The organism is Dyella sp. M7H15-1 (assembly GCF_004114615.1).
Taxonomy (GTDB): Bacteria; Pseudomonadota; Gammaproteobacteria; order Xanthomonadales; family Rhodanobacteraceae; genus Dyella_B.
In genome coordinates, this window is the sequence record NZ_CP035300.1 from 1,751,669 (window position 1) to 1,764,678 (window position 13,010).

Annotated in this window: 10 protein-coding genes; 3 read left to right on the forward strand and 7 right to left on the reverse strand. The window is 60.8% G+C overall.

All coding sequences use genetic code 11. From position 1 onward, the window contains the following. Window positions 1–3: 3 nt before the first annotated feature. The 3 genes from flgL (at window position 4) to EO087_RS08240 (ending at window position 4,750) form a co-directional block, all read left to right on the forward strand. On the forward strand, window positions 4–921 hold the full coding sequence (gene flgL, locus EO087_RS08230) for a flagellar hook-associated protein FlgL (protein WP_128898447.1): 918 nt from the start codon (window positions 4–6) through the stop codon (window positions 919–921). 7 nt (window positions 922–928) lie between these two features. Beyond that, window positions 929–1,975: a hypothetical protein gene (locus EO087_RS08235; RefSeq protein WP_128898448.1), complete on the forward strand. Its 1,047-nt coding sequence runs from the start codon at window positions 929–931 to the stop codon at window positions 1,973–1,975. Window positions 1,976–2,176: 201 nt separating this feature from the next. Next, entirely contained in the window at window positions 2,177–4,750 is a 2,574-nt protein-coding gene (locus EO087_RS08240; protein WP_164931797.1) for an autotransporter outer membrane beta-barrel domain-containing protein, read from the forward strand. A 104-nt stretch (window positions 4,751–4,854) separates the two neighbouring features. Here EO087_RS08240 and EO087_RS08245 read toward each other — a convergent pair whose 3' ends face one another. The 7 genes from EO087_RS08245 to ubiG form a co-directional block, all read right to left on the reverse strand. Further along, window positions 4,855–6,495: an NAD+ synthase gene (locus EO087_RS08245; RefSeq protein ID WP_128898450.1), complete on the reverse strand. Its 1,641-nt coding sequence runs from the start codon at window positions 6,493–6,495 to the stop codon at window positions 4,855–4,857. Between the two features lie 155 nt (window positions 6,496–6,650). Continuing rightward, a complete protein-coding gene (locus EO087_RS08250; protein WP_128898451.1) occupies window positions 6,651–8,756 on the reverse strand; it encodes a TonB-dependent copper receptor in 2,106 nt (701 codons plus the stop codon). 307 nt (window positions 8,757–9,063) lie between these two features. Next, the gene (locus tag EO087_RS08255) at window positions 9,064–9,483 is read right to left on the reverse strand and encodes a DUF2946 domain-containing protein (protein ID WP_128898452.1); all 420 of its coding nucleotides are present in this window, start codon (window positions 9,481–9,483) and stop codon (window positions 9,064–9,066) included. 193 nt (window positions 9,484–9,676) lie between these two features. Beyond that, window positions 9,677–10,627 carry a GTP cyclohydrolase FolE2 gene (gene folE2, locus EO087_RS08260; protein WP_128898453.1) on the reverse strand — a complete coding sequence of 317 codons (951 nt, stop codon included), beginning with the start codon at window positions 10,625–10,627 and terminating at the stop codon, window positions 9,677–9,679. A gap of 99 nt (window positions 10,628–10,726) precedes the next feature. Beyond that, a complete protein-coding gene (locus EO087_RS08265; RefSeq protein WP_240668999.1) occupies window positions 10,727–11,584 on the reverse strand; it encodes a squalene/phytoene synthase family protein in 858 nt (285 codons plus the stop codon). After that, a complete protein-coding gene (gene gph, locus EO087_RS08270; protein ID WP_128898454.1) occupies window positions 11,581–12,255 on the reverse strand; it encodes a phosphoglycolate phosphatase in 675 nt (224 codons plus the stop codon). The genes EO087_RS08265 and gph overlap by 4 nt, the downstream gene beginning before the upstream one ends. Continuing rightward, the gene (gene ubiG, locus EO087_RS08275; RefSeq protein ID WP_128898455.1) at window positions 12,252–12,962 is read right to left on the reverse strand and encodes a bifunctional 2-polyprenyl-6-hydroxyphenol methylase/3-demethylubiquinol 3-O-methyltransferase UbiG; all 711 of its coding nucleotides are present in this window, start codon (window positions 12,960–12,962) and stop codon (window positions 12,252–12,254) included. The genes gph and ubiG overlap by 4 nt, the downstream gene beginning before the upstream one ends. Window positions 12,963–13,010: the final 48 nt, after the last annotated feature.

A 13,010-nucleotide genomic window follows, 5' to 3' on the forward strand; every position in this document is an offset into this window, starting at 1 on the left:
GATATGCGTATCACCAACGGCTTTTTCGGCAACACCATGTTGCACTCGCTACAGAAATCCAACGGCAAGGTCGCCGATCTGATGAGCCAGATCAGCAGCGGCTATCGCGTACAACGCCCGTCGGACGATCCCATCGCGGCGGTGCGCCTGCTGCTGCTCGACCGCGACCAGACCATGATCGGCCAGTACCGCAGCAACATCGGCTCGCTGGGTATCCGCATGCAGCAGAACGAACTGCGACTGGACAGCATGCTGCGTTCCGTCCACTCCGCCCACGACCTGATGATCCGCGCCATTGACGGCAGCAACACCCCGGAAGACCTCAACGCCATGGCCGGCAGCCTGCGCACGCTACGCGATAACTTGCTGACCGAAGTCAACGCGACCGACAACGAAGGCAATTATCTTTTCTCTGGCACGAAAACCGACACGCCTGCGATCAGCTACGATCCGGATGCGCCGCTCGGTAGTCGTTACACCTTCACCGGCAACACCGACCAACAACAGGTGGTGATTGGCCAAGGCGTGACGGAAGCGGCCAACGTGACCGCCGACGACATGGCCGATATTTTCAACCAGCTCGACCAGGCCTTGGCCGTGCTGGAAGATCCCAATGTCGACGTCAACGATCCCGCGACCCGCACCATGCTTACCGCGTGCCTGGATGCCATGAACCATGGCATCGGCACACTCAGCACCAAGATCGCCGTGCTCGGCGGCGCGCAAACCACGCTGACCCTGATGGATGAAACTCATGCTGCGATGGCCGTTTCCAACGGCCAGGCGGCGCAGATGCTGGGCGAACTGGATTACGCCGAAGCCTACGATCGGCTCAACAACTATGTGATTGCGGTGCAAGGCAGCTATCAGGTCTACAGCCGCGTGATGCAGCTTTCACCGTTCGACGTGATCTTGCGTTGATCCCGCCATGAATGTGCAGCTGTCCAGCCCTGGGATCGGTCATGGCACATTGACCAGTGCAGGCAAGGCCACACCGATCGATTCGGTTTCGCACAACATCTCGAAAGGCGCATCGGCAAATACCGCCACACAGCGCATCAGCCTTGCGCGGCGTAGCGAATTCGCAGCACGCCAGGAACACATCAACCGTCAGGTGACGCACGCGCAGCGTTCCATCGCATTCCTGGATCAGACGCTAGACAGCTTGCAGGAGTTGAAAGCTTCGCTGAGCAGCAGCGTCGCCCGCCGCGCAACGACCCAGGACACACTCGAAATCAGCCTAGCCCGCGTGCAGGCGCAATGGCAGACCCGCCATGGCGCCACCGGTGGTGCGCTTGGGCCGGATCTGAGTTTCCATGATGACGGCGCAGCGCAGCAAAGCTTTCAAGTGCGCTCGCTGGACATGAAGTCCCTGCAGAACGAACGCGCCGAAATACTCACCGTTTATCCGCGTGGCGCCGGCAAGCCTTCGGTATCGGTGCTGGTCGACGGCCGCCATCGCTCCGATCGCGAATGGGCACGCCGCATGGACCACGCATTAGCAGCCAGCGGCATCAGCGCTCGTATCACCGATGAGCGCGAACTGACCTTCACCGCGCGGGAAAGCCGCTGGATCGAACTACGCGAACAACTGATGATTCAGGGCAATGGCCATCGTTTTCCCGCAGGACGCCCTGCGCGCGCGACTGCCGAAGCAACAACGGTGGCGATTGAGCCGGCAAACTGGCAAACCGGAACGGCTGCCGAGCGTCGCACCACCCTGCGTCAAGTCGTACAAGCTATCGATCATATCCAGATCGTACGCGATGGATTGAATCACGTGTTGAAGCGTGCCGGCACCATCTTGCATAGCGACAGCAATGTCCTGGCATCAAGCGATGCTGCGCAAACCGCTGCCACATTCGACGTTGCACTGACCCAAGCCAACGACTTCCAGCGCTTCAGCACGATCAGCGCCGCATTGCGCGGGCTCAACGGACATCGCGTGCGCACCGTTACAAACGGACTTGCATAGCCGTCGCTAACGGCGGTGCCTGACAACTCTCTCTTCACCTCGACTTCCCATCTATCGGCGTATGAGGGGGACTTCGCCAGCACCGGACCAAAGGGGAATGGAATGATGGGCCATTCATGGAAATCGCTGTTGCAAAATGCAAGTGCGCATGAAGCGAAACCTATGTTCGATTCTCTGCTCGGGCGCAGGATCGCGCCATGCGTGCTCTCACTGCTCATTCTGAATGCGTTGCAAGCCGCGCGGGCACAGGAAGTGGTTGCGGTGAATGGCGAGGACGTAAGAGTCCCGACAGGGGCCTCGTACTCCACCACGGCCAGCGGAATGCCGGGTATCGTGCTGTACGCCTCCGGCACCCATCCGTCGACAGGTTCGCCTAGTACGATCACGGCGACGTCCACCGCCATTTTTACGATAGGCAATGGAGCCTACGGCGTCGATGCTGAAAACGGCGCGCATGTCATGCTCATGGGCGATAACTTGACGGGCCTGTTCGTCATCAGAACCAGTGGCAACAACGCATCGGGCATCCTGGCCACGGGGGCCGGAACCACGGTCGACGCCACCGATGTCAACTTCGCCACGTCCAGTCTGAATGCGCGCGGATTTGACGCCTATGATGGGGCGACGGTGAATGTCAACTATTGCGCGATCGTGGTCAATGCCGGATCAGGCGTCGATTCGGAAGACGTGGGTACCGTCGCCAATATCGCGGGCGGCAGCATCACTGCCAACGGCGTGACAGGCAATGCGATGACCCTGCGCAACGGCGGCACCATCAACGCATCCAGCGTGCTAGCAACCGGCACGGGACAATACTCCACCGCGCTGTCGTCGTATTCGCAAGGCACCGGCATCGTCAACCATGCCACCATCGTCAACAGCATGCTGACCTCGGAGCAGCAAGGTAACGCCATCGATATCTTCGGCGGCACCACCGACGTGACACTGAAAAACACCGATGTCGATGGCGCCACCGGCACGGCGATGGACGTGGAGGATGTCGCCGGCTCGCCCGGCAATGCCACGCTCGATGCCATCGATTCCCGCTTGCTCGGCAATATCAATGTCCAGAACAATCTCTATCCAGCGGGGGGATCGAGCTTCGTCAATGTCGAGCTGAGTGCCGGCAGCGTGCTTCGAGGCTGGGTGAACGATGTCAATGCGCTGACCATCGATGCGAGTAGCCAATGGATGATGACAGCCAACTCCCGCATCAACGGTAATCTCTTGAACGACGGCAGCATCGTCTTCCTGCCCGGCGGGGCATACAAAACATTGACAATCACTGGCTCGTTCTACAGCCCCGGCCCCGGCAGCATCACGCTCAACACCACCCTGGACGCCAGCGAAACCAGCTCGGACAAGATTCTGCTCGACGGACCGGATGCCAACGCGGCGATCGGCGCGCATGCCCTGGTCATCAACGCATCGGGTAACGCTGCCCTCACCCAAGGCAACGGCATTCTTGTGGTACAGGCAGTGGATGGGGCCATCACGTTTCCACGTGCGTTCGTGCTGAACGATCCCGTGGTGCGTGGCCCTTATGAATATGAGCTGTTCCGCGGCACCCTGGACGGCAGCGCGCCGGACAACTGGTATTTGCGCGATGCATTGCCCACGCCATCGCCGAGCCCAACTCCAACTCCAACTCCAACCCCAACCCCAACTCCAACTCCAACTCCAACTCCAACTCCAACTCCAACTCCAACTCCAACTCCAACTCCAACTCCCACCCCGGCCCCAACACCTGCGCCGCCACCTACACCCCTGCCGGAAAGGCCGCTCTATAACCGCGAAGCCTCGCTGAACACAGCACTGCCTTCCGCCATGCTGCAGTTGGGCCGCGCGTTTCTTGGCTCGCTAGACGAACGCGTGGGCATCCAAAACGTCGGTGATGCATCGGCTCCATCCACAGGCCAGACCGATCCTGTCGTGTGGGCGCGCGTGCTTGGAGAAAGCGGCAAACAATCGGGCAGTGGTCTCTCCGGCAATGGTCCATTGTTCGATTACGACCTCGCCGCGGTACAGGTAGGTGCACACCTCTATCGAAACGGTTCCGACGGTGCTCCGCACGACGATGCGGGCGTCTATGGCTCGTTCGGCCATCTGTCCTCACAGGTCATCCATGATGATCTGCTGCTCGGCCCCATGACCGCCGGCACCAATCGCCTCGATGCAGCATCCGTCGATGTCTACTGGACGCATTACGGCAACGACGGAAGCTATCTGGACGCCGTGCTGCAAGGCATCTGGTACGACTTGGCACGCGCCAGCTCCAGCGAGAACGTTGAAAACCTGTCGACTCGCGCAGCGGGGTTGGGTACATCGTTCGAAGGCGGATGGCGCAAATTCGCTTTATCACCCGCTTTGACGTTGCAGCCACAAGCACAGGTGATCTACCAGCATCTACGCATCGACGACAGCAGCAACGATTTCGAAACGGTGCGATTCGGCAACGTCGGCTCACTGGCGGCGCGTATCGGCGTGCAACTTGCCAATGCATCCCCTACCGGTACGCTAGGTGGGCTGAACTGGTGGTTTGACTTGAACGCGTGGCACGAATTTTACGCCGATCCACGCACCACTTATCCCACGGGCAGTGGAGACGTATCTTTCCACTCTGATCTGCAAGGCACGTGGTGGGAATTGCAATGGGGCATGCAAGGGCGCGTGTCGCAGCACGTCAACGTATATGGCACGCTCAATTACGATGCCGGCGGCAATGCCGGACGCAGGGAGACCGGTGCAAATATCGGCATCATGGTGCATTGGTGACATAGGCTTGTGAGCAAGGCCAGAGGCGCGTAATGTGGCCGCCTCGCATCTGATGTGGTTTTGTTTTGCAGCGCGCATAGCGAGACCGCTTCAACCGTCAGTCGTCACTTCCATCCGGACGTGATCGGATACCTCCGTTCACGCCCAAACGCACGCGTGGTAACACGCGGCCCCGGCGCAGACTGACGTCGCTTGAATTCGTTGATCAACACCCATCGCACCACGCGATGCACGGTGTTTTCATCGAAGCCCGCGGCAATGATCTCTGCCTGCGATTGTTCGTCTTCGATGAAACGAGTCAGGATCGCGTCGAGTTCGTCGTAGGGTGGTAGCGAATCCTGGTCGGTCTGGTTGTCGCGCAATTCGGCCGAGGGTGGGCGTTCGATCACGGTTGGCGGAATGATCCAACGGTCCGCTTGCCCGGTTTTGCGCGCCTGCGCCTGATTGCGCCAGCGCGAGAGCCGGTACACCTCGGTTTTGTAGACATCCTTGAGCGGTGCATACGCGCCACACATGTCGCCGTAGAGCGTGGCATAGCCAACCGCCATTTCGCTCTTGTTGCCGGTCGCCAGCAGCAGGCGGCCATGCTTGTTGGACAGGGCCATCAGCATCACGCCGCGCGTGCGCGATTGCAGATTTTCTTCGGTGGTATCGGCTGGCTTACCGCCGAACAAGGGGTTCAGCGCTTCGATGAAAGCGTTATATGTCGGCTCGATGCCAATAACGTGGTACTCCACGCCAAGCCTTTCGGCCTGCTCGCGCGCACCGTCCAGCGACAGTTGCGAGGTGTAGCGCATTGGCATCATCACCGCGGTGACGCGCTCGGGGCCGAGGGCATCCACCGCCAGCGCCAAGGTCAGCGCGGAGTCGATACCACCGGACAAACCCAGCAACACACCACCAAAACCATTCTTGTCAATGTAGTCGCGAACGCCACGCACCAGCGCGGCGTAGAGTGTCGCCTCGCGCGAAGCATCCATGACGGTCGGCCAATCCCGCGCATGCAGGGTACGCGTTTCCGGATCGAAATCAGCCCACAACAAGGCATCAACGAAAGCCGGGGCGCGCGCGGCAATACTGCCATCCGCACTCACTAGCAGGCTACCGCCGTCATAGACAACTTCGTCCTGGCCACCGACGAGGTTGAGATAGATCACAGCGCAGCCGGTTTCCTGTGCACGTGCAGCCAAAACCTCTTCGCGTGCCGACTGCTTGGCGGCATCCCATGGGGACGCATTGATCACCACCATCAGCTCCGCGCCGGCCGCCGCAGCCTTGGCGGCCGGTTCGGCCTGCCAGATGTCTTCGCAAACCAGATAGCCGACACGCACACCATCCACGACAGCCATCGCACTGGTGCGACCAGGGCGGAAATAGCGCTTGTCGTCGAACACGCCATAGTTGGGCAGGATCTGCTTGTGCGTGATCTGCGCGATCTCGCCGCCATGCAGGAACGCGGCCGCGTTGTAGACCTCGCCCTGGCTATGTGGAAAACCGACGATCGCGGCCAGCTCGTTGGTGCTGGCGGCAAGCTCTTGGATGGCATCCTGGCAGGCAGCAAGAAAGCTGGGGCGCAGCAGTAGATCTTCGGGCGGATAGCCGCTGACCGCCAGCTCGGGAAAAACCGCCAGTGATGCACCACCTTCGCGGGCGCGCGCCATCAGCTCGCGGACCTTGGCGGTATTGGCGGCGACAGCGCCGACGGGGAAATCGTATTGGGCCAGCGCCAGGCGAAGAACGGCCATAGGTGTTGCTTATCCAAGTTCGACTGGCACTAGATGATGGTAGTGAATAAGCCTCTACACAAGGGCAGCGGGACGCCTCGATCAGGGTTTCACTATCATCTGGAGTGACGAAATTTTTGGGACCCCGGCGTATACCCCCAACGCGGCCGTTAGCCTCAGAGCTTGGCGTCGAGCTTGATCCAAAGTGTGCGTCCTGGCTCGTTCACGCGAGTCGTATTGACGTAACCGGCTAAGCTCGCAGCGGCTGCATTCACGTGCTCGGCGTATGTCTTGTTGAACAGGTTGTCGATGCCTGCGCTGAGCGTAAAGCGTCGATCGATACGATACGCACCGTTAAACGAAAACACGCCAAAGCCAGCACTAGGTCCCAAATCCTGCCCTACGATGTTGCCCTCGTCATCGGCGACGCGATGCTGTGCGGTGGCCAGGCGCCATAACGCGCCGATGGACCACTGTGTCGCTTCGTACGTCAGGCCCCATCGCGCCTCGAAGGGTGGCATCTGTGGCAGCGGACGGTTTTCGGTGAGGTTCTCACCCCATGCATAGGACACGGTGACGTCAGCCTTCCAATGGCTAGTGAAGTCGTAATTCGCACCAGCCTCGCCACCGGCGATGCGCGCCTGCACATTGCTGGCATAGTCCACACCCATGGACGTCATGGGGTAATGCATCAGAATGAAGTCATTGACTACTCCAGCATAGGCCGACACCCAGGCTTTCACGCGGTCGCCGTGGTATTGCATGCCAATGTCCCACTGCGTGGTGCGTTCGGGTTGGAGCGCACGGAAACTGTCGAGCGTGCCCTCCACGTGCTGACCAAACAGTTCCCAGTAGTCGGGAAAACGCTCGACGTGGCCCATGCCGGCGTAGAACGTTGTAGGCGAGCGGCTCAGGTCGCTCTCGTAGCGCACGAAGCCTGAGGGCAACGTATCGCCCCGATCCGCAGCCGTTTGCGCAGGCATCATGGCCATGGCGTCTACGCCGCTCATGCTTTCCATGTGCTCCATGCCTGCCATGTCTTCTAATGTGTAGCCGCGCGTCTGCACACGGTCCACACGCACCCCCGTTACCAGACGTTGCGACTGCGCGAACGACCAGCGTGTCTCGGCGAATATTCCAATATCCTGCATGCGCGCATCGCGCATGCGCGGCTGGTCTTTGTAATAGCCCATCATGCTTCCCGGCGGACCGCCCGCACGATGGGTGTGCACGCTCACCGAACCATCCACACCTGCCTGCAATTCCAGCGCGTCACCCCAGCGCCAAGTACCCGTCGCACGGCCCCCGGAGGTGCGGCGATCCACGTCTGCCGCCATGGCCATGGGCATCATGCTGGCGGGATCAGGGGTCCGCAGCGTGTAGTTGTCCATCACGTGATCGGCGTAGTTGGTGTACGCCTGCACCTCGAGCTTTTCCCAATGAGTGGTGAGGTGCTCCTGCGTCCATTTGAGCGCCGTGCTTTCGCGCAAGAACTGGACGCCATCCATGCGGCTAAAGGCATACGCGGCATCGCCATTGCCTTTGCCGACCGTCAGCTCGATGCGCGTTTGGTCACTGGGCGTCCAGCCGATGGTGGCGTCGGCGTTCCAGCGATCGTACTGAGAATGGACCCGGTTGCCGTCGCCGTCCTTGTAATCCTGTGAATGCGTGTGGTTGGTACTTATACCGATGTATCCGGTGCTATCGCCCGCGCGCAGATCGAGGTTCTGGTCGCTGCGTCCAGCGGAGCCAAACAGGAGGCTCGCATCACCGCTGAGAGTGGGTTGCGTATAGCGCTCGAAGTTGCGGTCGAACAGCACCACACCCGCGGAATTGCCGGGACCATACAGCACCGTTTCCGGCCCCTTGATAAGGGTGACGCGGTCATACAACTGCGGCGCAATGTAGGCGGTGGGGGGGTCCATGCGCGATGGGCAGCCACCGGCGATCATGCCCCCGTCCACCAGGATATTCAGCCGCGAGCCACTCATGCCGCGCAGCAACGGATCGCCATTGCTGCCACCTTTGCGGATGGTGGAAAACCCGGGAATGCTTTTGAGGAAGTCCGCACCGTCGCTGGCCGGCACCGGCTGGCGTGGCTGCTTAGGATCCGTGACGACGATGAGCGGACTGTCCTGCATGGTGGCGGTAACCACCACCGGCGTCAGCGTATGAGTGTTCTTGTCAGCATTGTCGTCGGCATGTGCCGTGCCTGTGAGAGCCAGTGCCACGGCACATGCCAACGCGCATGGCGATAAGAGGCCAGCGTAAAACGTGGTCATAGTATCTGATCCTTAGGGTGCGGTCGGCCGCCATCTGCCAGATATTCATCGGGCATGGCAGGGCGTATGCACGCAGGCGAACCTAGGGATGCTCTGATCTATTCCACGTACCCGTCACCGCACTGTATGCGCGCAACGCCTCGCCCCAGTGTCTCGACAGACGGCTACAGTCTGCCTTCACCGCTGCGTGCATACAGTGCGGTGACGGGTACGTGGAATAGATCAGAGCATCCCTAGTGCACGATGCACGTATGCGCGCCGACCCGCATGAGTCGGGGAGTAATGTGTTGATCCTGGGAATCGCCGCTCAGGAGACGGCGCGATGCTCAAACGATGCGGGTGGTCCGCGCGCAAGTCTGCGCTGTACTACCGCAGCCGCGATGCGTCGACCAACAGGTTGTACGACAAACACGAACGCCAACGGCATCGACGGCACACAGAGCACCACCGTGTCGCATAACATTGTGCCGTGCGATATGAGCACGCAGTAGCCGCAGGCATCCATCGTGTCACGGTGGCGGTCCCTAGGCGAATGTGGCGTGGTATGAGCGTGCTCGCTGCAGATGCCATCCATGCCCATGGACAAAGCCATGGCGTTGCCAGAAATGATGCGAGAAATGCAAGGTGCGAATACCAGCAGGCACATCGCCAGCATGGCGAGCCAAGCGACTGATTTGTGCTGGGCGCGTCCGCGATGCATGCCAACCCCTACAAAAATTTGCGCCATGATGCCACAAGAATGTGGCTTAGGATTGGATGCTGTGACAAATCGACACGCGAGCACGGCATCTCATCACAACGGAATTCAGCGCCTGGCGATGCGCGCGCGTTGCGGCCTGTTGCGACCACCATCCGTCGCCATGGGCGCGCACGGCAGCCGATTGCATGGTGGCCACGATGAAAAGTCGAGCTAGATCGAATCAGGCGCGATCGGCACCATAACCGCCAGCCACGCCCTTGCTCACATAAGCCACGGCATCGTGCGGATGTAAGCTTTCCTGGTGCTCCAAGCGGACGTGAAAATCGGCGATGCTGTCATCGGCATCCAGTGCGCGCTGAATACGACGCGCGGCGTCTTCACAGAACATGAGGTTGCTGCCGTTGGCCAACGCAAACGCCTGTTCGTCTTCGCGCTTCACCGCGGTTTGCACCGGCGTTCCCAGCGATTGTTCGACACGGTTGAGCAGATCGATCAGGTTCAGCGGCGCACCGTCGACAAAACGCACCAGCAAGCGCGCCACGCTGCGCTGCGCGTGCGGTGTGGCGACGATACCTTTCTCGCTGCCGAGCCAGGCAAACACAGCCGCGTGATCCAGCGGCTTGCCAGCATCGAAATCCCTGGCGAATTGTTCTTGGATCAATTGGCGTGACAACGCGGCTGACGCCGGACAGGTGGAGGAATAGACCACCTCGGTACCCAGCTCGAGACGAAAACCGTCCTCGCACAGGCTAGCCTCGATCGACACCGGATAAGTACGCCAACCGCTGTTGTCACTGCGCAAGGCCGCACGGCGCACGAGTTGATCAAAGCGGATGCTGACGCGGGCGCGATCGGAAAGATCCTTGTGCGATTCGAGAAAAGTGCGCAGCAGGGATTCGAGCATCGCTGCATCGACCGTCTTCGAACTCAGGCATTCATCCACCAGTAGGTAGAGGCGCGACATATGGATGCCACGGCGATCCGGCCGGGTGAGGTTCACAAAGGCACCTACCTGGGCGCTGGAACGCTGCGCATTCCCGTCACCCGCATCGAAGCGTACCGGCACCTCGATGCCGTCCATGCCTACCCAGTCCATCGCGCCAGCTAGATGCGGCTGTGCCTGGGTGGCGACATCAGGCATCAGACGAACGGTGTTTTCATGGGCGTGCATGGGGGTTGACTCCATAAGCCGGCGATCAAGCGCCGTGAGGCCCATATATCTTGGGGCAGCTTCACGCGTCGCAACAAGCTCGGCAAAGAAACGCTGCGTTTACCCGGACAACTGACTCTGCCAACGTCGGGCCGCTTGCCAGGCGCGCAACGTGGGCAGGAAGCCACTGTCCGGCCCGCCCTGCCGCAACACGGCCAGGGGTTCCCCTGTACGCGCGGCCTTGCGCACCAGGCGCTCGCCCTGCCCGGCGTCCAATGCCCGGAACACACTCAATGGTCCTGGCAGGCGCGCTGCATCAGCCCATATCGACTTCAAGTCGTCCAGTTGGGCTTTGATCGCCTGATCCCGCACTTCGCTGCGTTCGCGCAGGTTGGCGCGGCTGAGGTTGAAGCGGGCCAGCCGAGACATCGGCAGTGGCAGGCGGTCGCGCTCGACGTCGTCCTGCAGGCGGCGCAGTGCATAAAGCAGATGGCTCAAGGTCGCTATACAGGCGGCGCGTTCAGGCGAGGCTGCATCGCCATACCACCAGACCGTTTCCAGCTCGGCTAACGCACCATGCAAGGCGGAGGCAGCATGGAGCTGGGCGGCAAAATCCACCGCCGTGCCTTCTTCCAGTTGCGCCATCGCAGCCAGCACCGGGGCCAGCCAGCGTTTCTGCGGTATGACATGGGCACGGCCATCATCAAAGAGCACGCGCGTCAGAGGATGCCGGCCACCGCTGACGGCAGCGCTACTTAATTCCTCCGCCCACCAATTGAGCTTGGTGGCGGCCACGTGTGGCTCACGAATACCGTAAGCCGCGGAAAGCAGCTCCTGCTCCAGCGCCGCCAGCGCGACATGGCCGGGATATTTGCTCGGCTCAACGAAGACCAGCGCCATCCGCTGCTGCGGCTGCACGGCAAGCCACTTGTCGATGTAGCTCTGCAAGGCACCGTGGAAGACGACCTCTTCGCTCACACCAAAACCTGCAAGGCAAGCAATTCGGCGAGCTGGCGCGGATGTTCAACCACGGCATCGGCGCCCCAGGCATGCGGATCGCCGCCATCGAGATAACCCCAGTGCACGGCGACCGAATAAAGTCCCGCATCGTTGCCGGCCTGAACGTCGCGACGATCGTCGCCGACGAACAGGCAATGCGACGGCTCCAGTCCCGCGCGTTCGCATGCCAGCCATACCGGCGCCGGATCGGGCTTGCGCACTGGCAAGGTATCACCGGAGATCACGGCGCAGACGCGCTGGCTCCAGCCGATATGGCGGACCAATTCGTCAGTGAGATATCCCGGCTTGTTGGTCACGATGCCCCAGGCCAATCCACCCACCTCGAGCGCTTCAAGTAGCGCATCGATGCCTTCAAACGGACGCGTATGACGTGACATCATCGAGTGATAAAGCTCGAGATAACGTGGCGTGCGCTCCAGCAATTCGTCATCGTTTTCATTGAAAGCACAGCTCAGGATGGCACGCGAGCCGCGCGAAACCACTTCCCGCACCATCGCATAGGGCGGTACGGGCGCATCCACTTCAGCGCAATAAGCAACAAGTGCAGCATGCAGGTCCGGCGCACTGTCCAGCAGCGTGCCGTCGAGATCGAACAATACGCCCTGCAGCACCTTGGGTAGCTGTTTCATGCGGCCTTGCGTGCGCAGAGAAGGTAATTGACGGCGGTAAAGCGGCTCAGCCATGCCTTGCGGTTGAGCGGGTTGTAGCCCAAGCCGCTGACATCTTCCAGCTCCAGACCCGCCTGGCGCAACAGGCGGGCCAGCTCGGACGGCTTGAGGAATTGTGAGTAATGGTGCGTGCCGCGCGGCAGCATGCGCATGATGTACTCCGCACCAAGAATCGCCGCACCGAAAGCGACCGGCGTGCGATTGAGCGTGGACATGAACAGGCGCGCGCCAGGCTTGAGCATGTTCGCCAGATCCTGCACCAGTGCAGCGGGATCGGGGACATGTTCGATCAACTCCATGCAGCACACGGCATCGAAACTATTCGGCTCGGCCATCGCGAGTTCCGCCGAAGATTGCTTGCGGTAATCGACCTTGAGATGGGATTCGTGCAGGTGCAGCCGCGCAATCTCGATCACCTTCAGGCCAAGATCGACGCCGACGACGTCCGCACCGGCACGCGCCAGCGCTTCACTCAGCAAACCACCGCCACAACCCACATCGGCAACCTTGGCGCCGCGCAAGCTCACCCGCGACGCTACGTAATCGAGACGCACCGGATTGAGATCATGCAACGGGCGCGATTCGCCGTCGGGATCCCACCAGCGCGCCGCCAGCTTGTCGAAACGGGCGATTTCATCGTGGCTGACGTTTGGTGCGGCCTGGGTCATGGTGAAAGCTCCAACTGATTCGCTGAATTTAACGCGCATTCCATTCGT